The following is a 20,783-nucleotide window of genomic DNA, read 5'->3' as shown; positions in this document are numbered from 1 at the left end:
CTGTGGCCTTTTCGCCGGAGTCGCGGCGAGAATGCCTTGAAGGGCTCAGAACAGCTACGATCAAGTCACCAGGCGCCAATAAGCACGCCGCTATGAAGCGGCTCAAAATACGCTGCCAAAATGCAAAAAAAAATGATCGCGACAAAAGTGATGCTGCGTACGTCAACAATCGGCTCTATATAAGCGTTAAGGAATCATAAGTACCGTAAGGTACAGCGCAGGAGAGACCTATGGCAGAACGAAAACCCGTATTGGGTCCAACACCAAGTCACCCAGAACTGGACCGTCTCCTGGAGCAGACCCGCCATATCAAGGTTTCGGAGGCTGATTTGCTGGAGCAACGGATCAGCTTTGCATATGGGAATGCCCCCCATTCGTCGAATGTGACGAAAGAGTCGGTGCGAGATGCGACAAAGACAATATTAATCGGATAATCAGGGGAGCCCGGCTAGACCGGGCTTTTTTTTGGGCATGTTGGTCTTAGAAAAAGATGATTTAGCGCTGTACACTAGAATTCAAGAAAAGAACCTTATTCGCCAGTACGATTTATTGACGAACTGTATTGAGATCGGCCTGAAGCAAGGTCAAATTTCTTTTGATAAATACTTTCTCTGGTCTTTGAACCACGCTGCAGTTGCTAATATTTCGCAGTTTGGCGGGCGCTTTCGCCAAGAGCCGATTTACGTGGGTAACCACACGCCTCCACATTTTAAAGAGGTGGCGGATCTCATGGATCGGTTCATCTCATTCATTCACGAGAACTGGTTCACGCTTTCGGCCACCCAACTTGCAGCTTATGCATTGTGGCGAATGCTATGGATACACCCATTCATTGAAGGAAACGGTCGGACGGCGCGTGCCATTTGTTACTACATACTGAATGCAAAAATTGGACGAGTGCTTCCTGGAAAAGTGATTGTCCCTGAGCGTATTCGAGACAATAGAGGCCCTTATATAGCTGCTCTTCGAAAAGCGGATGATGCGTGGGAGGCTGGCCACTACGACATCAACGATTTAGCAGTTTATCTGGCTGGATTGCTGCAAGAACAGCTTAGAGAGGCTGCCGAAGCAGCAGCTGAAGCTATCAAGGATTAGCCTCCAGAACGGCAGTTCAGCTGAGAACAGTGGTTCTCAGCTGAACTGCCGTTTTTGCGGCGCTGCCACCACGCGGTCGCGGCCGGTATCCTTGGCTCTGTAGAGCGCAAGGTCGGCGCGCGCCAAAATGTCTTCCGGCGTATCGTTGGGCCTGATGGCGCTGATCCCGGCGGATATCGTCAGAGTCAGATCCTGCGCAATCGCTGACCAGTTCAGTTCCGTGATCAGGCCGCGCAATCGATCCAGCGTCTGGATCGCAAGATCAATGTCGGTGTCCGGCAGGATCAGTAGAAACTCCTCGCCGCCCTGACGGCCGAACCTGTCGATGGTGCGGATATTGGCGAAGACAGAGATGGCGAAGGCGCGCAGCACTTCATCGCCCACCGGATGTCCGAAGTGATCATTGATCTTCTTGAAGTGATCGAGGTCGATGATCGCGATGCAGCAGGTTGTGGCGTTGCGCTGGGCCTTGGCGATCTCGTCGTTCAGGCACTTCATGATGTAGCGCCGGTTCAATGCGCCGGTGAGCTCGTCGAGTTGCGCCAGTTCCTCGATCCGCACATTGGCAGCCGCGAGGTCGTTGCTGCGACGATACAGCAGTTCGCGCATCGAGCTGCCGTAGAGGCCGGCGCTGGCACAGCGGCCGAGCGCACTGACGAAACAGGCCAGCGCCAGAGCGCGCTCGGTCGCGGTGGCCATGGGAATGCCGATCGGCTTGTCGGTCATCAGGAAAAGTAGTGCGAGGCCCAGCGTTGCGGTCGACCAGACGATGCCGGTCTGGCGCGCACTCATGCGGAGTGCGGCGAAGCCGAGCACGACGAAAATGATGGAGATGAAGTAGAAGCCGATCTGCGGCACGAGATAGATCGCGCCGATCTGGACGATGATGCTGACGATGGAGAGGGGGACCGTGAGGTAGGGGTCCTTGAAACGGTCGTTGACCTGGATTTCCGAGAGATAGGCAGCAATGCCGACCACAGCGAGCCTGATGGCCAGATACACGACCCCCGTCGCCACGGTGGTCACGCCGATCATGGCGTACAGCAGCAGGATTGCGGCATCGATCAGATAGCTCGACGCCTGCGCGATATAGGCGGTTCGCCGCCGCGCGATCCGCAATGCCGAATCCTTGCGGAGGTCCCTCGTGGAGGCGTCGGTTCCCTCGGACAGGGTGGTGATGCTGGTCATTCGCTGATGCCCGTCGCATTGCCGATCAAACAAGCAATCTGCCGATCAAAACATTTAGGTCTGCTAATACATCCACTTACTGGAGTACCTGGGTAGTTTCTCGCGTTTTAGTCTGGCCGCGGGGTTAATGGAATCTGACGATCCGCGGGGCAATTTGCTCAATAGGCTGATGGCCATGTCCGACATCGGCTTTGCCAATCATGCGCGATCGTGCTGCTCCCCGCGTTTCCGTTGCGCTGCGTCCCTGCGGCGTGCGGTCGCGGCGATGAACCTGGCTTGCCGCGCGCGCGACACACCCGTTGGGAATTCAGCCGGAAGTCGAGAATGAAATTACTTGTGACGTTCGTCGTGGGGGCCACGACGTTGCTGTTGTCGTCCTTTGGTCTTCTGTCATTGAGCCGTGGCGCTCATGCCGCCGATCTGCTCTGGCAGGTGGAAAGTCCATTTCGCTTCTTCAAGAATGCCGCATCCTTCGCGATGTATGAGCGCGGCTATCCCGCTGCGCGCAACGAGATGGTGCTGCCGCCCGCCGATGTGGTGTGGCGCACCGAGCGGCGGCTGAACGATCCCGATTGCCGCGACATGACCAGCCCGACCAGTTGCGCGGACACCGCGCGGGCGCGCTACGATCGCTCGCGTCTCGGCTGGGCGTCGCAGACCATCGACGCCGTCTGCTATGACAGCCGGCAGGGCCGCTATCTCGCGAGTTGCGACCGGCGTTATTCGTGGGGCACGGCCAAGGAAGATTACGTGCTGCCGGATGCGCATACGGTGCTGATCCGGCTGTCGCCCGAGCGCATTGCCGAAGCCGGCGCGTATGATTGCGTCTGGAGCTGGACGCCGCGGAGGCCGGGCAGCAGGACCGAGACCACAACGCAATCCTGCGCGACGCCGCTCAAGATCACGCGCCTGCCTTATGCCGTCGATCGCAGCCTGTCCGGTGCATCGGTCCAGGTCAGATTGCCCGACGGTCGTACGTTGAACGACCCGCAGGTCGTGGTCGAGGATCTCTTCATCGTGGCGCTCGGCGATTCCTTTGCCTCGGGCGAAAGCAATCCGGACGTTCCGGTGACATTCAGCGCCGTCCGCGAGATGGTCTACGATCCAACCCTGATGCGCGAGGAGATGGCGACACGCAGCACCGCCAAGTCGCTACAGAAACTGACCCCCGCTGCACCGGTGGGAAGTTTCGACTACAAAAATCTGCCGCGGCGCAAGCTCGCCGACGAGGAGCAGGAGCTTTATTTCCCACTCGCATCGGCGCAGTTCGACAAGGCGTTCAATGCCGCCAATCCGCGCTGGCTCAGTCCCGATTGCCACCGCTCGCAATACGGCTATCCGTTTCGCGTCGGGCTGCAACTCAGTTTGGAAAATCCGCACCGGTCGATCACGCTGGTCAGTCTGGCCTGCACCGGCTCGGAGGTGACCGAAGGTCTGTTCCTCGAGAAGAAGGCGCGCGAGGGGGCCGGCAACGCGATGGTGCGTTCCCAGCTCGATCAACTCGCCGATCTCATCTGCAAAAGCCCCGCGGGCCGCACGCAGCGTGCGACCTACAATCTGCCGACCTATGCCAGCGGCAGCGTGCAGGTCGCCAATATGCCGGTGACAAAATCCTGGTGTGCGCCGAATGAGCGCAAGCGGCCGATCGACACACTGCTGCTCTCGATCGGCGGCAACGATGTCGGCTTCTCGCCGCTGATGGTCTATGCGATGACCGAATCCGCCGGCGATCTCGCACCGATCGCGAACCTGCTCGGCAAGCAGATCCGGTTCTCGCCGCAAGTTTCGCGCGCTTACATGGAGCAGCTCGACGAGCGCATGGTGGCGCTCCGCGATGCCTTGCGCGACGGCTTTGGCGTGGCGCCCGCGAAGGTCCTGCAGACGGCTTACGAGCCGATCCAGTTCGACGAGACGGGCGCGCTGTGCGGCGCGCAGCCGACGCTCGGCCTCGACGTCCACAAGAAACTGTCGCTGTCGCGCGAACGGCTGGCCGAGACGGTGAGCTTCCTCAACGATTTCTTCGCCCGGACCGCTTGCATCACCAACGGACGGGGCGGGGGCTGCCCGGCGCTGGCCACCGGCGCCGGAACCGGCTTCCAGCTCATCACCGATCACCAGAGCGAATTTGCCAAACGCGGGCTCTGTGCGCGCGATCCGAAGCGGCCGCAGGCGGACGGCGAGGCGATGGCGATGCCGCGACGCTGGATCGGCAAGGAGGAGTTTACGCCGTATTCCCCGGCGGCCTATCTGCCCTATGCGTCCCGCTGGCGCCTGTTCCGGACCCCGAATGATGCGTTTCTGACCGCAAACGTGCATGCAACGGGCTTTACCCAGTTCGACATCCTGCAGCCGGTCTATGCGGCCATGTATAGCGGCGCGGTGCACCCGACCGCGGAGGGCCACGCCATCGTCGCCGATCATGTCGTCCGGCACGTCCGTGCGGCGGTCGGCAAACCGTCGCCGGGGGTGGGCGGGCGCTAATCCAGGTGGTATCCGGTGGCGGGAAGGGTTCCCGCCCGTCCGGCCCGGATACCTTGACCTTTGGTCCGGTCCGAAGTAGGAAGCTGCACTCGCTGTCGGCCCGGTGACCGGATATCCGACGCGGCAAATCCCCGAACGAACGAGCCCGCTTGGCGGCTCATCCTTGAATAAAGGGTTGGGCGCAAGAGGGCTGTTCGGATTCTGAAACCAATTCAATCGTCTCACGACGGATGCGGATCACATAACGATGGCGTTCAGCCCGTTCAAATTCCTGCAGGAAGTGCGCACCGAGACCAACAAGGTCACGTGGCCCTCGCGACGCGAGACGACCATCACGACCATCATGGTTTTCGTCATGGTGGCGCTGTCGTCGATCTTCTTTTTTGCGGCGGATCAGGTCATCCGCTACCTCGTCGCCTTTTTGCTCACGATGCACTGACGGAACAGAATTATGAGCATGCGCTGGTACATCGTTCACGCCTATTCGAATTTCGAAAAGAAGGTGATGGAGTCGATCAAGGAACAGGCCAAGCAGCGTGGCCTGGAAGACCTGTTCGAACAGATCCTGGTTCCGGTCGAGAAGGTCACCGAAATACGTCGCGGTCGCAAGATGGACGCCGAGCGCAAGTTCTTCCCGGGCTACGTGCTGGTGAAGATGCAGCTCACCGACGAAGCGTTTCATCTGATCAAGAACACCCCGAAGGTCACGGGCTTCCTCGGCGCGGAAAACAAGCCGATGCCGATTTCGGAAGCCGAAGCCATGCGCATTCTGCACCAGGTGCAGGAAGGCGTGGAGCGCCCGAAGGCGTCGGTGTCGTTCGAGATCGGCGAGAACGTGAAGGTGGCCGATGGTCCGTTCGCGTCGTTCTCCGGCGTCGTCGAGGAAATCGACGAAGCACGCTCGCGCGTGAAGGTCGCAGTGTCGATCTTCGGCCGCGCCACGCCGGTCGAACTGGAATTCGGTCAGGTCGAAAAGGTCTGATCGCAATAGCGTGAGGTTCGCCTCGCGTTTCTAAGGCCGTGGGAGGAAGAGGGCGGTTGCCAACCGCTTGTCGACCGAACCACGAAACCTGAAACAGCCGGTCGATGACCGGCACAACAGGAGTGACACATGGCAAAGAAAGTGACCGGATACCTGAAGCTTCAGGTGCCGGCCGGTGCGGCGAACCCTTCGCCCCCGATCGGTCCCGCGCTTGGTCAGCGCGGTTTGAACATCATGGAATTCTGCAAAGCGTTCAACGCGCAGACGCAGAAGGAAGAAAAGAACACCCCAATCCCGGTGGTGATCACGATCTACGCCGATCGTTCGTTCACCTTCGCCCTCAAGACCCCCCCGATGTCCTTCTTCATCAAGAAGGCCGCCAAGCTCACCTCCGGCTCCAAGCTGCCGGGTCGTGACAAGGCCGGCGCGGTGACCAAAGCGCAGGTGCGCGAGATCGCCGAAGCGAAGATGAAGGATCTGAATTGCGACACCATTGAATCGGCCATGAAGATGGTTGAGGGCTCTGCCCGTTCGATGGGTGTCGAGGTCGCGGGGTAAACGGTCATGGCAATTGGAAAACGTTTGAAGAAGGCCCGTGAGGGCATCGACCGCGAGAAGCTCTATCCGGTCGCCGAGGCCATCAAGATGGTCAAGGAACGCGCCAAGTCGAAGTTCGATGAGACCATCGAAATTTCGCTGAACCTCGGCGTCGATCCGCGTCACGCCGACCAGATGGTCCGTGGCGTCGTCACTCTGCCGAACGGCACCGGCCGTACGCTTCGCGTCGGCGTGTTCGCCCGTGGCCCGAAGGCTGAAGAAGCCAAGGCTGCCGGTGCAGACGTCGTCGGTGCAGAAGACCTGTTCGAGAAGGTCCAGGCCGGTCAGATCGATTTCGATCGCTGTATCGCAACCCCCGACATGATGCCGCTCGTCGGTCGCCTTGGTAAGGTGCTCGGTCCGCGCGGCATGATGCCGAACCCGAAGATCGGCACCGTGACCATGGACGTCACCGGCGCAGTCAAGGGTGCCAAGGGCGGTTCGGTCGAGTTCCGCGTCGAGAAGGCCGGCATCGTGCAGGCTGGTATCGGCAAGGCATCTTTCTCGGAAGAGAAGCTCGTCGAAAACATCAAGGCTCTGGTCGATGCCGTCTCCAAGGCGAAGCCGGCTGGCGCGAAGGGCACCTATCTGCAGCGCGTTGCCGTGTCTTCGACCATGGGCCCCGGCGTCAAGGTTGAGACGGGCACCGTGCTCGGCTAAGCCGGAACAAGGCTTGCAAGAAACCAGGGCGGAATCGGGCAACCGGTTCCGCCCTTTCTTTTGTCTTCCGCTCTTTCACCCAGCAGGAATGTCCCGATGGCCGAGAAGGTTCTGATCTATTCGCGTTTCCCGAAGTCCCAGATGGTGCGCATCGGCGAGCACTTCGATCTTCTAGACGCTGCAGGCAAGCCACCGCTGCAGACCTTTTCCGCTGACCAACTGAGAGACGTGCGCGCGCTGATCACCGCTGGCGGTCAGGTGCTCAAGGCAGACGTGATGGACATGATGCCGGCGCTCGGCGCGATCATCTGCTACGGCACCGGCTATGACGGCGTCGATTTCAAGGCCGCGGCCGAGCGCAAGATCGTGGTCGGCAACAGCCCGGGCGCAAATGCGGCCTCGGTCGCCGATCTGGCACTCACGCTGATGCTCGCGGTGACGCGGCGCTTGCTGCCTGCGGATCAGTATCTGCGCGAGGGTGGCTGGTCGTCGGCAAAGCCGTCGCCGCTGATGTCGCCGCAGCCCGGCAATCCTGGCCGCAGAGTGGGCGTTTATGGCATGGGCGAGATCGGCCGCAAGATCGCGTCGCGCGTCGCGGCGTTCGAATGCGACGTCGCCTATCACAGCCGCAGCAAGCATGATGTGCCGTATCGCTATGAGCCCAGCCTCGAAGCGCTGGTCGAATGGTGCGACGTGCTGATGATCGCGGTGCGGGCAGGCACCGATACCAACCGCATCATCGATGCCGCGATGCTGAAGAAGCTCGGCGCCAATGGCGTCGTCGTGAACATCTCGCGCGGCTCGGTGATCGATCAGGCTGCGCTGACAGCGGCGCTGACGGACAAGACCATCGCCGGCGCCGGCCTCGACGTGTTCGAGAAGGAGCCCCACGCGCCCGACGCACTCACGGCTTTGCCGAATGTTGTGCTGACGCCGCATATCGGTGGTCACACACTCGACTCGCACACGGCGATGCAGGACTGCGTCATTGCCAATCTCGACGCGTTTTACGCGGGCAAGGGGCTGCCCTACGCGGTGGCGGTTTAGGGCAGCTATTCGGCGATCTGGAAACTGGTGAACAGGTCAACCACGCTCTGAGGCGCGTTGTCGTTGAAGAACAGCTTCAGATTCCGGTCGGTCTCAGCGGCAACAGACGCGCTGCGGGGAAAGAGGTCCGTTTCATAAGTGATAAGCGCGGCTTCGACGTCTTCCGGATTGGCGGCAAGTGCCCGTCCGAGCTCGGCGCCGTCATACATTGCGAGATTGGCGCCTTCGCCGGCGAATGGTGACATCAGGTGCGCCGCATCGCCGAGCAGCGTCACGCCGGCTACGCGATCCCATCGGTGTTCGATCGGCAGCGCATAGATAGGGCGAAGCATAGGGGCGCCCTCGCTGTTGGTGATGAGCGCTGTCAGTTCCGGAGCCCAGTCCTCGAATTCCGCGGCGATGCGGGCGAGGGCATTCGTCCGGTCGGAGAAGTCGATGCGGGCAATCCAGTCCTCCGGTCTGTTCAGGGCCACGTAGCCCTGCAGTGTGCCATCGGCGTGTCGGTGCGCAAAGATTCCCTGGCCCGGCGCAATCGCCATCAGTGTGCCCCCGCCAACCGCGTCCGCGCTGGCCTTGTGACGGGTGTCGGCGTTGAAAAGAAACGTCTCGACGAATGACGTGCCGACATAGGCCGGTTTCGCTGTTGAAAGAAGCGGACGAACGCGTGACCACGCGCCGTCGGCACCGATGAGGAGATCGGTCGTGACCGTCGAGCCGTGGGAGAAGGTCAACACGTGCCGCCCGTCGCCGAGCGGAGACGCCGATGTAAGCTTGTGTCCCCAGCGGATCGTGTCGGCAGGAAGGGAATCGAGCAGAATCTGGCGAAGCTCTCCTCGATCCACCTCAGGTCGACCGCCGTTGCCCATGTCGGGCCTGTCAAACAGCAGCTTGCCGTCCTTGTCGCGTATCCGCTTGGCATCGGCACCGACAATGATGATGTCGCGGAAAGCTTCGAACAATCCCGCAGCCTTGAGTGCGAGCTGCCCGTTGTAGTCGTGAATATCGAGCAGGCCTCCTTGTGCCCGCGAGTTGGCCGAGGCTTCAGCTTCATAGATCGTCGCTGCGATACCGTGAACATGGAGCACGCGGGCAAGCGTCAGGCCGCCGAGCCCCGCGCCGACAATCGCCACTTGAGTATTCATCTCGCCACCTTCGCAGTCGCAGGCTGTCCCGGGACATTCCCCAAGACCTAGAATGGAACGCCATTCCATTCTATTGGAACGTCGTTCCATTTATGTCAAGGTGGGGACATGGCCAAGAAAACTCGCAGCAGCCCACGACGCGAAGACTCGCTCTCCCGGGATCGCATCATCGAAGCGTCGATCGCGATCCTGGACGGCAGCGGGGAAGGTGGTCTGACGTTCCGCGCCCTCTCGGAACGGCTGGCCACGGGCCCCGGGGCTATTTATTGGCACGTGCCCAACAAGGGCGATCTGCTGACTGCCGCCTGCGACGCCATCATCGCCCGCGCGATGAACGCGCCCCCGGTCGGCGCGACGCCTCAGGCCATCATTCGCACCCTCGCGCTGGGCATGTTCGACGCGATCGACGCGCATCCGTGGGTTGGGTCGGCGCTCACACGGGCTCCCGGGCAGTTGCCCATGGTGCGAATACTCGAACGCATCGGCCGGCAGGTTCGCGCCCTTGGCGTGCCGGACGAGGAACAGTGGGCGACGGTGGGTGCGTTGCTGAACTACATCCTCGGCGTCGGTGCGCAGAACGCGGCCAATGGGCAGCTCGGCCGGACGCGAGGAATCGACAGGTCTGACTTTCTGGACGCGGTCGCAACCACCTGGTCTCAGCTCGATCCGGACGCGTATGCATTCACCCGCAGCATGGCTGCACATTTGCGGGGGCACGACGACCGCAGGGACTTTCTCGCCGGAATCGATCTCATCCTGAGCGGCATCGAAGCGTCGCGGCGCCTCTGACAAGCTGACGACTGGTCTGAAGGGCCGTTTCGCAAGAACCAATTTCGTTCCCGCGCGGTACAAAAATAATTGAATGGGTTATTCCGCAATGCGGATGTAGATGTCGGCTGTTTAGAACAACTCGAATGTAGGCGTACATTCGACGACATAGGACATCAGCGATGGCTGCGTTCACTCTCAAGATCAACGGTCAGGCCCGTCAGGTCGACGTCGATCCCAACACACCTCTGCTCTGGGCAATTCGAGATGGGGCCGGTCTCACCGGCACCAAATATGGCTGCGGGGTCGCGCAATGCGGCGCTTGCACGGTCTATGTGGACGGCCAGACCGTCCGCTCGTGTTCAATGCCCGTCTCGGCCATCGGCACCAGCGAAATCACTACCATCGAAGGGCTCGACTCCAAGGAAGCCAAGGCAGTGCAGGCGGCCTGGGTCGCGCTTGACGTGCCGCAATGTGGCTACTGTCAATCCGGCCAGGTGATGAGCGCCACCGCGCTGCTCAGCGTCAATCCGACCCCCACCGACAACGATATCGATCTGGCGATGAACGGCAACATCTGCCGCTGCGCCACCTATGTCCGCATCCGCGCCGCCATTCATGGCGCCGCCAAATCTCTGGAGGGTTGAGCCATGACCGTTCATGACACCAAACTCTCCCGTCGTACGCTGCTCAAGGGCAGCGCTGGCCTCGTGCTCGGCGCTTACGTTGCCCGTGCCGACAAGTTGTTCGCGCAGGCGGCGGCAAAGCCGTCAGTCAATATCGCGCCGAACACCTTCCTGATCATCAAGCCCGACAGCACCGTCACGGTGCTGTGCAAGGGCATCGAATTCGGGCAGGGGCCGTTCACCGGCATGGCGACTTTGGTTGCCGAAGAACTCGACGCAGACTGGGCGCAGATGCGCGCCGATCATGCACCGTCGAATCCGCAGCTCTACAAGAATCTGGCGTTCGGCATGCAGGGCACCGGTGGCTCGACGGCCATCGCCAATTCCTACATCCAGATGCGACAGGTCGGCGCCGCCGCGCGCCAGATGCTGGTCGCGGCTGCTGCCGATGCGTGGCAGGTGCCGGCAGGCGAGATCACCGTCGATAACGGTGTGATCAAGCATGCGTCAGGCCATGAAGGTCGCTTCGGCGAGTTCGCCGACAAGGCGATGGCCATGCCGGTGCCGGCTGATCCGAAGCTGAAGGACCCGTCGCAGTTCAGGTTGATCGGCAAGGAAGGCGTCGTGAAACGCCTCGACAGCGCCGACAAGACCAATGGCAAGGCCTTCTACACGCTCGATATCAACGAACCGGACATGCTCACGGTGGTCGTGGCGCGTTCGCCGAAATTCGGCGGCAAGGTCGCATCCTTCGATGCGACGGCTGCGAAAGCCGTGGCTGGTGTCGTCGACGTCAAACAGGTGTCGAACGGCGTCGCTGTCTATGCCAAGGGTTTCTGGCCCGCGAAGATGGGCCGCGACGCGCTGAAGATCACCTGGGACGACAGCAAGGCGGAGAAGCGTGGCAGTGCCGAACTGCTGCAGCAATTCCGTGGGCTGTCGAAGACGGCCGGCAAACTCGTCAAGGCCGAGGGCAAGTTCGAAGAGTCTATGGCCAAAGGTGGCCGCGTGATCGAGGTTGAATACGTCTTCCCGTATCTGGCCCATGCCGCGATGGAACCGCTCAACGCCTATCTGAAATGGGACGGCGACACCGCCTATGCGCGCTATGGCTGCCAGTTTCCGACGCCGGACCATATGGCGATCTCCAAGGTGCTCGGGCTGCCGATCGAGAAGGTGAAGATCGACGTTCTTCTGGCCGGCGGCAGCTTCGGCCGCCGCGCCCAGCAGAGCACGCATCAGGCCATCGAGCTCGCCGAAGTCGCGAAAGCGATCGGACCGGGCAAGCCGGTCAAGCTGGTGTGGACGCGCGAGGACGATATGCGCGGTGGCTATTATCGGCCGTATTGCATCCACCGCATGCGCGGTGCGGTGCGCGACGGCAAGATCGAGGCGTGGAGCGACACCATTGTCTCGCAGTCGATCATGAAGGGCTCCTTCTTCGAGTCCATGATGTTCAAGGACGGCCTGGACCCGACGTCCTATGAAGGCTCGAACGAAATCCCGTACGACGTCGAGAACTTCCGCTGCGACATGCATCAGGTTGATGTCGGCGTGCCCGTGTTGTGGTGGCGCTCGGTGGGCCACACCCACACCGGTTATGTTGTCGAAGCCTTTGTCGATGAACTGCTCGAGGCCGCCGGCAAGGATCCGATCGAAGGCCGGCTCGAGTTGCTGAGCAAGAAGCCGCGCCATGCGGGCGCGCTCAAGGCCGTCGCCGAACTCGCCGACTGGAAGAACTACAAGGTGCCGGCAGGCCGCGCGCGCGGCGTTGCGGTGGTCGAGAGCTTCAACACCTTCGTCGCGCAGGTCGTCGAACTGTCCATGACCGACGATGGTCCGAAGGTGCACAAGGTGTGGTGCGCGGTGGATTGCGGCGTCGCCGTGAACCCCGACATCATCCGCGCGCAGATGGAAGGTGGCATCGGCTTCGGCCTCGGTCACATCCTCTATGCGGAACAGACGCTGGATGCCGGCGCGCCGGTGTCAGGCAATTTCGACACCTATCGTTCGCTGCGCATCAACGAGATGCCGGAGATCGAAGTGGTCATCGTGAAATCGACCGAGAAGCCATCGGGCGTCGGCGAACCGGGCGTGCCTCCGCTCGGGCCTGCCGTTGCCAACGCGCTGGCGAAACTCGGAGTGGGAAGACCGCGGCAGTTGCCGATCGTACCAGGAGCCTCAGCATGAGCTTGTTTAAGAACTCGATGTTGGCGCTGGTCGCCGGCGGTCTCGCGGCGGGTCTCCTCGCATTCGCGGAGCCGAGCTTCCAGGAGGCCGATGCAGCGGTCAGCAATCCGACCAAGCTGCAGTCGGTCTCGGCCTTCGCCAAGATCAAGAACAAGAACGAGCGTGCGGTGGCGCTGTTTACGGAGGCCGGCAAGGTCATCCAGTCGCCGCGCTGCATGAACTGCCATCCGGCCACCGAACGCCCGACCCAGACCGACCGCATGCGGCCGCATATCCCGCTGGTCGTGCGCGGCGAGGGCGGTGTCGGCGCGGCCGGTGGTCTCGCTTGTGCCACCTGTCACCACGAGAACAACTTCGATGCCGCCAACGTCCCCGGCAATCCGAAGTGGGCGCTGGCGCCCATCGAGATGGCCTGGCAGGGCAAGACGCTTGGCCAGATCTGCACCCAGATCAAGGACAAGGAGCGCAATGGCGGCAAGGACATGGCCGCACTTGTGAAGCACATGGCCGAAGACGAACTAGTCGGCTGGGGCTGGCATCCCGGTGGCAACCGGACCCCGGCGCCGGGTACCCAGAAGCAGTTCGGTGAACTGATCAAGGCCTGGGCCGATGCCGGAGCGGCCTGCCCGAAGGGGTGACAGCTCCGCTTGGCATGAACGTCTAACTGAAGCGCGGGCGCGTCACGGCGTTTGCGCTTCAGCCATTCATGATCACGGCGCGCGTTCGACGTGATGGGTCATCTGCACCGACCAGCGTCGCGCGGTCCGTCGCTAGAACAACTTCCGGCAGCGACAGTGGCTCAATGCCGGCGAACCAGCGATAGACCAGTCCCATCATCACTCCGGCGACGGCGGTGATCGGGATGGTCAGCCAGAGCGAGATGAATGGGCTCGCCAGCACGGCGCCTGCACCCGCGACGGCTGCGCCAATCCCGGAATAGTCAATGCCTCTGGTGCGTCGCGTGCTGCGGGCTATGGCATGGGTGATGGCGATGACGATCGCAGACGGCAAGGACGTCGTCATCAAAGTCAGCATGAAGAAATAGGCGGGGAACGCCATTTCGTTGACCTGCTTGCTCCAGTTGAAGCTGTGACTCCCGTCGGCGCTGAAGTGGCCGAATATCGACGTGACGAAGGGGATGGTGACCACGGCGACAATCGCAGCAGGCACAGCCGCCGCGATCGCGACAGCGGTGAGTGAGGTGCGGACCTGGACCGGGCCGTCGAAAGTGACGGCCGGCGTTGCGGGAGCTTCCGTCGCCGCGTCGGGTGTTTCACCCGCCGGCACGGCCCGCATCTCGCGTCCAGCGAGTTTCACGTACATGACACCGGCGACCATGCCGACCAGAATTGGCAGCACTGATGCGGTCAGGCGCGTGCCGTCCAGCGGGGGCATGATCAGCAGGTTGTTCGACAGCGCGATGCCGTAGCCGAGAGCCGCTGCTGCACCACCCATCAATCCATATGCGGCGCGGGTGCTGTAGCGCAGCGAGCGCATCAACCAGTGGCCGGCCACCATGAGTGCTGCGTCGGTGCCGACCTGCAACACGAATATTTGGAATGCCCGGTCGGGGGAGGGCGGCTCCATCTGGTCCGCAAGGAATGTGGCGAGCCCGAGAACCAGGATGACGCCGTGGAACAGCCCAAGGAAAACAACTACCGCCATAAATGCGCGGGTGGAACTGCGAACAACGGACATCTGACGCTCCATGAGGCGCGACGGCAGAGGGTCGCAGCCACTTGTTTTCGGACAGGGTGGCAAGCACGGGTTGCGCGCGAGTTAATCCGATTGCGGGATTACTGCTCGGTCAACGCGATGACTGACAGCGGCTTACCAAAATGTGTAGAATTGTCCGGATGCAGCGCGCGGGGCTGGGGGGCGATCACGGCCCCCTGCAGAAAAGATGCCACATCGGCATTTCGCGCTTGGCAACACGAAAAAGACTCGTTAAACAACCGTTTCCGGGCGTGCTGGCTGGTAGCTGGCGCGTCTGTGTTCGCACTCCGACAACCCACATCGCAGGAGACTTTTCCTTTCAGGCCGTCCATACGGATCGCTCGACGGGGATGGGACGCGCGACGCGGATTTGAGGAAGGCGGGCAGGGGTCACCAATAGGCCGGATGATGGCTTATCGATGATCCTGAATCCTGTCCGAGACTGCTGGCGCCTTAGATAAACGCAAGTTTCATCAACGGCTTAATCGTAAAACTTGATGCAGCCAGCATAGACGGGTGAAGACTGGATTTCGCCAATGTCGTTTTGTGCGACATGACGCGTATTTGGTTCGAACCTCGACACCCCGCGCCAATACTGGTTCGCCAGGACGGTTCGGGAGGGCAGGCTATCATATCGTCTCGCCCGACGTGTCTTTAGGCCATGTGTTTTAACGAGCATGGGTCTTGAGGTCAGGTTCAGGTGGGACGGTGGGTGTAACCCGGCGGTCCTATCTCGATAGAGGCCGCCAACCGGAGAGAGCTTGCTGTGGAAAGAGCGGCTAAAAAGGACGCGGTCGACGCGCTGAACGGGGTCTTCAAGACCACCAGCGTTGCGGTCGTCGCCCATTATTCCGGCCTCACCGTTGCTCAGATGCAGAATCTGCGTTCGCAGATGAAGCTGGCTGGCGCCTCGGTGAAGGTCTCGAAGAACCGTCTCGCCAAAATTGCTCTTGAAGGCACGGATGTTGCTGCCATCGGTTCCCTGTTGAAGGGCCCGACTGTGATCGCCACTTCGGACGATCCGGTAGCTGCACCGAAGGTTGCCGTCGAATTTGCCAAGGCGAACGAGAAGTTCGTCATCCTTGGCGGCTCGATGGGTAAAACCGTCCTGAACGTCGACAGCGTCAAGGCCTTGGCCGCGCTGCCCTCGCTCGACGAACTGCGCGCGAAGATCCTCGGCCTCCTTGTGGCGCCGGCGACCAAGATCGCTCAGCTCTCGACAGCTCCCGCGGCGAAGCTCGCGCGTGTTGTTCAGGCCTATGCCTCAAAGAGCGAAGCGGCCTGACGCCCTTCGCATTCAAACCCTGGTTCGAACCAAATACGCTTAAGGAAATAGACAATGGCTGACCTACAGAAAATCGTTGACGATCTCTCGAGCCTGACCGTGCTCGAAGCTGCCGACCTCGCCAAGATGCTCGAAGAAAAGTGGGGCGTTTCGGCTGCTGCTGCTGTTGCAGTTGCTGGTCCGGCTGCTGGTGGCGGCGGTGCTGCTGCTGCTGAAGAAAAGACCGAGTTCACTGTCGTTCTGGCTTCGGCCGGCGACAAGAAGATCGAAGTCATCAAGGAAGTCCGTGCGATCACGGGTCTTGGCCTCAAGGAAGCCAAGGACCTGGTCGAAGGCGCTCCGAAGCCCGTCAAGGAAGGCGTTGCCAAGGACGAAGCCGAGAAGATCAAGGGTCAGCTCGAGAAGGCTGGCGCGAAGGTCGAACTCAAGTAAGGCCCTTTATGGGTTCCATCTGGAGGGCGGCCATTTGGTCGCCCTCTGGGCCGGAACCCGATGGACTACACAGGAATGTGTGGGGATGCGCTGGGAACCACCCTCGAATCTCCATGATTGCCATCCCATATCGGGACGGCAGCACGAAAAACACGGTCTGACAGCGGAAACGGCGACGTTTCCGGTTAAGCCGTTGGGAGATGGGCAATTTTCGGGCTTTTCGGTCCGTAGCTAGGCGGTTTGGACGGGCGAGATGCAGTCGGGCATCGCGCACGTCGTTTTGCGTTCTGCGATTCAAATGCTCGGGAGAGGGATTTTGTTCCTCACATTGGGTGTCGAATTCGGAACGTTCTTGGAAATTCAACCCGGAGGCGATGGCAGTCGCGCTCTGGAAGGTTCGCCCCTTTCGGGCGACGCAATGAGAGGCCACGATGGGTCAGCAGACGTTCACAGGTCGCAAGCGCGTTCGCAAGTTCTTCGGTCATATTAAAGAAGTCGCAGAGATGCCGAACCTCATCGAGGTTCAGAAGGCGTCCTACGACCAGTTCCTGATGGTCGATGAGCCGACCGGCGGTCGCCTCGACGAAGGTCTGCAGGCTGTTTTCCGTTCGGTGTTTCCGATCTCGGATTTCTCGGGCACCTCGATGCTGGAATTCGTGCGCTACGAATTCGAGCCGCCGAAATATGACGTCGATGAGTGCCGCCAGCGCGGCATGACCTATGCTGCGCCGCTGAAGGTGACGCTGCGCCTGATCGTGTTCGATATCGATGAAGAAACCGGCGCCAAGTCCGTCAAGGACATCAAGGAGCAGGACGTCTACATGGGCGATATCCCGCTCATGACCATGAACGGCACCTTCGTCGTCAACGGCACCGAGCGCGTCATCGTCTCGCAGATGCATCGTTCGCCGGGCGTGTTCTTCGACCACGACAAGGGCAAGACCCATTCGTCGGGCAAGCTGCTGTTCGCTGCCCGCGTGATCCCGTATCGCGGCTCCTGGCTCGACATCGAGTTCGACGCCAAGGACATCGTGTTCGCGCGTATCGACCGTCGCCGCAAGATTCCGGTGACGTCGCTGATGTTCGCGCTGGGTCTGGATGGCGAGGAAATCCTCTCGACGTTCTACAAGAAGATCCAGTTCAAGAAGATCAAGGAAGGCTGGCGCGTTCCGTTCGACGCCACCCGTTTCCGCGGCTACTCCACCGTCAACGACCTGATCGATGCCGACACCGGCAAGGTCGTGCTCGAAGCCGGCAAGAAGCTCACCGTGCGCGCTGCCCGTCAGCTCGCCGAGAAGGGCCTCAAGGCGCTGCGTCTGACCGACGAAGAGTTGGTCGGCAACTATCTCGCCGAGGACCTCGTCAACGTGAAGACCGGTGAAATCTACGCCGAAGCCGGCGAGGAAATCACCGAGAAGTCGCTGAAGGCGCTGAACGAGGAGGGCTACAAGGAACTCCCGCTGCTCGACATCGACCATGTCAATATCGGTGCCTATATCCGCAACACGCTCTCGGCAGACAAGAACCTGACGCGTGAAGACGCGCTGTTCGACATCTATCGCGTGATGCGTCCGGGCGAGCCGCCGACGCTCGAATCCGCGCAGAACATGTTCCAGTCGCTGTTCTTCGACTCGGAGCGCTACGACCTCTCGGCCGTGGGCCGCGTGAAGATGAACATGCGCCTCGAACTCGACGCGCCGGACACTCATCGCACGCTGCGCAAGGAAGACATCCTCGCCGTCATCAAGACGCTGGTGGATCTGCGCGACGGCAAGGGCGAAATCGACGACATCGACCATCTCGGCAACCGCCGTGTGCGTTCGGTCGGCGAGCTGATGGAAAATCAGTATCGCGTCGGCCTGCTGCGCATGGAGCGCGCCATCAAGGAACGTATGTCGTCCGTCGACATCGACACCGTGATGCCGCAGGACCTGATCAACGCGAAGCCTGCGGCTGCCGCGGTGCGCGAGTTCTTCGGTTCGTCGCAGCTGTCGCAGTTCATGGACCAGACCAACCCGCTCTCGGAAATCACCCACAAGCGTCGTCTTTCGGCGCTTGGCCCCGGTGGTCTGACCCGCGAGCGCGCCGGCTTCGAAGTCCGCGACGTGCATCCGACCCACTATGGCCGTATCTGTCCGATTGAGACGCCGGAAGGCCCGAACATCGGTCTGATCAACTCGCTCGCCACCTTCGCGCGCGTCAACAAGTACGGTTTCGTCGAGACCCCTTACCGCAAGGTCAAGGACGGTCGCGTCACCGATGAGGTCGTGTACCTCAGCGCGATGGAAGAGGGCCGCTACTCGGTCGCGCAGGCGAACGTGTCGCTCGACGCCAAGGGCAAGTTCACCGAAGACATGATCATCTGCCGTCATGCCGGCGACGTGTTGCCGCTGCCGGCCGACAAGGTCGACTACATGGACGTGTCGCCGAAGCAGCTCGTTTCGGTCGCTGCGGCGCTGATCCCGTTCCTCGAGAACGACGACGCCAACCGCGCGCTGATGGGCTCGAACATGCAGCGTCAGGCCGTGCCTCTGGTGCGCGCCGAAGCGCCGTTCGTCGGTACCGGCATGGAAGCCGTCGTGGCCCGCGACTCCGGTGCTGCGATCGCTGCCCGCCGTTCGGGTGTCATCGACCAGATCGACGCAACCCGCGTGGTTATCCGCGCGACCGAAGATCTCGATCCGACCAAGTCGGGCGTCGATATCTATCGTCTGATGAAGTACCAGCGTTCGAACCAGTCGACCTGTATCAACCAGCGTCCGCTGGTGAAGGTTGGCGACGTCATTCGCAAGGGCGACATCATTGCCGACGGTCCGTCGACCGATCTCGGTGAACTCGCACTCGGCCGTAACGTGCTCGTCGCGTTCATGCCGTGGAATGGCTACAACTTCGAAGACTCGATCCTCCTCTCGGAGCGGATCGTGAAGGAAGACGTCTTCACCTCGATCCACATCGAGGAATTCGAAGTCATGGCCCGCGACACCAAGCTCGGCCCTGAGGAAATCACCCGCGACATTCCGAACGTGTCGGAAGAAGCGCTGAAGAACCTCGACGAAGCCGGCATCGTCTATATCGGCGCTGAAGTCCGCGCCGGCGACATCCTGGTCGGCAAGATCACGCCGAAGGGCGAAAGCCCGATGACGCCGGAAGAAAAGCTTCTGCGCGCCATCTTCGGTGAGAAGGCGTCGGACGTTCGCGACACCTCGCTCCGCGTGCCTCCGGGCGTGCAGGGCACGATCGTCGAAGTCCGCGTGTTCAACCGGCACGGCGTCGACAAGGACGAACGTGCTCTGGCGATCGAGCGAGAAGAAATCGAACGTCTTGCCAAGGACCGTGACGACGAACAGGCCATCCTGGATCGTAACGTCTACGGCCGTCTGGCTGATCTTCTGGAGAACAAGGTCGGCATCGCCGGTCCGAAGGGCTTCAAGAAGGACGGCAAGATCACGCGCGCCGTGCTCGACGAAAATCCGCGGTCGCAGTGGTGGATGTTCGCCACCGCGAACGACAAGCTGATGACCGAAATCGAAGCGATGCGGAAGCAGTACGACGAGTCGAAGAAGGGCCTTGAACAGCGCTTCCTCGACAAGGTCGAGAAGCTGCAGCGTGGCGACGAACTGCCGCCAGGCGTGATGAAGATGGTCAAGGTCTTCGTCGCGGTGAAGCGCAAGATTCAGCCCGGCGACAAGATGGCCGGACGTCACGGCAACAAGGGCGTGGTGTCGAAGATCGTTCCGATCGAAGACATGCCGTTCCTTGAAGACGGTACGCATGCGGACATCGTGCTGAACCCGCTCGGCGTGCCGTCGCGCATGAACGTCGGTCAGATCTTGGAGACGCATCTTGGCTGGGCCTGCGCAGGCATGGGCAAGAAGATCGGTCAGACTATCGACGCCTATTACCAGAAGCAGGATCTGAAGCCGCTGCGCGACACCCTGAAGAAGGTTTACGGCGAAGACGAAGTCATCAAGTCGCTGAACGACACCGAGCTGCTTGAACTGGCGCGTAACCTGAAGCCCGGCGTGCCGATTGCGACGCCGGTGTTCGACGGTGCGAAGGAAGCCGACATCGAAGAGATGTTGAAGATGGCTGGCTTCGACGCGTCCGGTCAGTCCACCGTCTATGACGGCCGGACCGGCGACCAGTTCGATCGCAAGGTGACTGTGGGCTACATCTACATGCTCAAGCTTCACCATCTCGTGGACGACAAGATCCACGCGCGTTCGATCGGTCCATACTCGCTCGTCACGCAGCAGCCGCTGGGTGGTAAGGCGCAGTTCGGCGGTCAGCGCTTCGGTGAAATGGAAGTGTGGGCGCTCGAGGCTTATGGCGCGGCGTACACGCTCCAGGAAATGCTGACGGTGAAGTCGGACGACGTCGCGGGCCGTACCAAGGTCTACGAGGCGATCGTGCGCGGCGACGACACGTTCGAGGCCGGTATTCCGGAATCGTTCAACGTGCTGGTCAAGGAAATGCGCTCGCTCGGCCTCAACGTCGATCTGCACAATTCCAAGCTGCCGGGGCCGACCTCTGAAGCTGCCGAGTAAGAACAAGCGTTACGCCCGGCCTGATGG

Annotated in this window: 17 protein-coding genes; 14 read left to right on the top strand and 3 right to left on the bottom strand. The window is 61.1% G+C overall.

The window, feature by feature from the left end; all coding sequences use genetic code 11:
• The first annotated feature begins 471 nt into the window (after positions 1–471).
• Positions 472–1,095, top strand: coding sequence for a Fic family protein (locus AB7813_RS08035; protein ID WP_439083228.1), 624 nt, complete (start codon positions 472–474; stop codon positions 1,093–1,095).
• 36 nt (positions 1,096–1,131) lie between these two features.
• On the opposite strand, the gene AB7813_RS08030 is transcribed toward AB7813_RS08035, so the two are convergent.
• Complete coding sequence (locus tag AB7813_RS08030; protein ID WP_089268283.1) at positions 1,132–2,283, bottom strand: GGDEF domain-containing protein; 1,152 nt, start codon at positions 2,281–2,283, stop codon at positions 1,132–1,134.
• 324 nt (positions 2,284–2,607) lie between these two features.
• Here AB7813_RS08030 and AB7813_RS08025 point away from each other — a divergent pair, with 324 nt between their 5' ends.
• From AB7813_RS08025 to AB7813_RS08000, 6 genes are all read left to right on the top strand, one after another.
• Positions 2,608–4,764: a hypothetical protein gene (locus tag AB7813_RS08025; protein WP_439083229.1), complete on the top strand. Its 2,157-nt coding sequence runs from the start codon at positions 2,608–2,610 to the stop codon at positions 4,762–4,764.
• A gap of 247 nt (positions 4,765–5,011) precedes the next feature.
• Positions 5,012–5,203 carry a preprotein translocase subunit SecE gene (gene secE / locus AB7813_RS08020; protein ID WP_068731532.1) on the top strand — a complete coding sequence of 64 codons (192 nt, stop codon included), beginning with the start codon at positions 5,012–5,014 and terminating at the stop codon, positions 5,201–5,203.
• A gap of 12 nt (positions 5,204–5,215) precedes the next feature.
• Positions 5,216–5,746, top strand: a complete 531-nt coding sequence (nusG, locus tag AB7813_RS08015) for a transcription termination/antitermination protein NusG (RefSeq protein WP_068731530.1) — start codon at positions 5,216–5,218, stop codon at positions 5,744–5,746.
• Positions 5,747–5,875: 129 nt separating this feature from the next.
• On the top strand, positions 5,876–6,304 hold the full coding sequence (rplK, locus tag AB7813_RS08010) for a 50S ribosomal protein L11 (protein ID WP_068731528.1): 429 nt from the start codon (positions 5,876–5,878) through the stop codon (positions 6,302–6,304).
• Between the two features lie 6 nt (positions 6,305–6,310).
• A complete protein-coding gene (gene rplA, locus AB7813_RS08005; RefSeq protein WP_089268281.1) occupies positions 6,311–7,003 on the top strand; it encodes a 50S ribosomal protein L1 in 693 nt (230 codons plus the stop codon).
• A 96-nt stretch (positions 7,004–7,099) separates the two neighbouring features.
• Positions 7,100–8,050: a 2-hydroxyacid dehydrogenase gene (locus tag AB7813_RS08000; RefSeq protein WP_439083230.1), complete on the top strand. Its 951-nt coding sequence runs from the start codon at positions 7,100–7,102 to the stop codon at positions 8,048–8,050.
• A gap of 5 nt (positions 8,051–8,055) precedes the next feature.
• Here the strand turns inward: AB7813_RS08000 and AB7813_RS07995 are convergent, their stop codons facing one another.
• A complete protein-coding gene (locus tag AB7813_RS07995) occupies positions 8,056–9,192 on the bottom strand; it encodes an FAD-dependent oxidoreductase (RefSeq protein WP_439083231.1) in 1,137 nt (378 codons plus the stop codon).
• A 108-nt stretch (positions 9,193–9,300) separates the two neighbouring features.
• Between AB7813_RS07995 and AB7813_RS07990 the strand changes: the two genes are divergently transcribed.
• The 4 genes from AB7813_RS07990 (at position 9,301) to AB7813_RS07975 (ending at position 13,414) form a co-directional block, all read left to right on the top strand.
• Positions 9,301–9,981, top strand: coding sequence for a TetR/AcrR family transcriptional regulator (locus AB7813_RS07990; RefSeq protein WP_439083232.1), 681 nt, complete (start codon positions 9,301–9,303; stop codon positions 9,979–9,981).
• Positions 9,982–10,142: 161 nt separating this feature from the next.
• Positions 10,143–10,607, top strand: a complete 465-nt coding sequence (locus AB7813_RS07985) for a (2Fe-2S)-binding protein (protein WP_068731522.1) — start codon at positions 10,143–10,145, stop codon at positions 10,605–10,607.
• Positions 10,608–10,610: 3 nt separating this feature from the next.
• Positions 10,611–12,776 (top strand): molybdopterin cofactor-binding domain-containing protein, encoded by a 2,166-nt coding sequence (locus AB7813_RS07980; protein WP_439083233.1) that lies wholly within the window; start codon positions 10,611–10,613, stop codon positions 12,774–12,776.
• The gene (locus tag AB7813_RS07975) at positions 12,773–13,414 is read left to right on the top strand and encodes an Isoquinoline 1-oxidoreductase subunit (RefSeq protein ID WP_068731517.1); all 642 of its coding nucleotides are present in this window, start codon (positions 12,773–12,775) and stop codon (positions 13,412–13,414) included. Before AB7813_RS07980 ends, AB7813_RS07975 begins: the two co-directional genes overlap by 4 nt.
• 58 nt (positions 13,415–13,472) lie before the next feature.
• Here the strand turns inward: AB7813_RS07975 and AB7813_RS07970 are convergent, their stop codons facing one another.
• On the bottom strand, positions 13,473–14,474 hold the full coding sequence (locus AB7813_RS07970; protein ID WP_141137218.1) for a hypothetical protein: 1,002 nt from the start codon (positions 14,472–14,474) through the stop codon (positions 13,473–13,475).
• A gap of 784 nt (positions 14,475–15,258) precedes the next feature.
• Between AB7813_RS07970 and rplJ the strand changes: the two genes are divergently transcribed.
• The 3 genes from rplJ to rpoB all read left to right on the top strand — a co-directional run bounded on the left by rplJ (position 15,259) and on the right by rpoB (position 20,756).
• A complete protein-coding gene (rplJ, locus tag AB7813_RS07965; protein ID WP_089268275.1) occupies positions 15,259–15,777 on the top strand; it encodes a 50S ribosomal protein L10 in 519 nt (172 codons plus the stop codon).
• A gap of 54 nt (positions 15,778–15,831) precedes the next feature.
• Positions 15,832–16,209, top strand: coding sequence for a 50S ribosomal protein L7/L12 (rplL, locus tag AB7813_RS07960; RefSeq protein WP_089268274.1), 378 nt, complete (start codon positions 15,832–15,834; stop codon positions 16,207–16,209).
• Between the two features lie 431 nt (positions 16,210–16,640).
• Positions 16,641–20,756: a DNA-directed RNA polymerase subunit beta gene (rpoB, locus tag AB7813_RS07955; protein ID WP_120286934.1), complete on the top strand. Its 4,116-nt coding sequence runs from the start codon at positions 16,641–16,643 to the stop codon at positions 20,754–20,756.
• Positions 20,757–20,783: the final 27 nt, after the last annotated feature.

This window comes from Tardiphaga sp. 20_F10_N6_6 (genome assembly GCF_052076045.1).
Lineage (GTDB): Bacteria > Pseudomonadota > Alphaproteobacteria > Rhizobiales > Xanthobacteraceae > Tardiphaga > Tardiphaga robiniae.
Note: the sequence above shows the minus strand (reverse complement) of the source record. Positions and strands in the feature narration are given on the sequence as shown.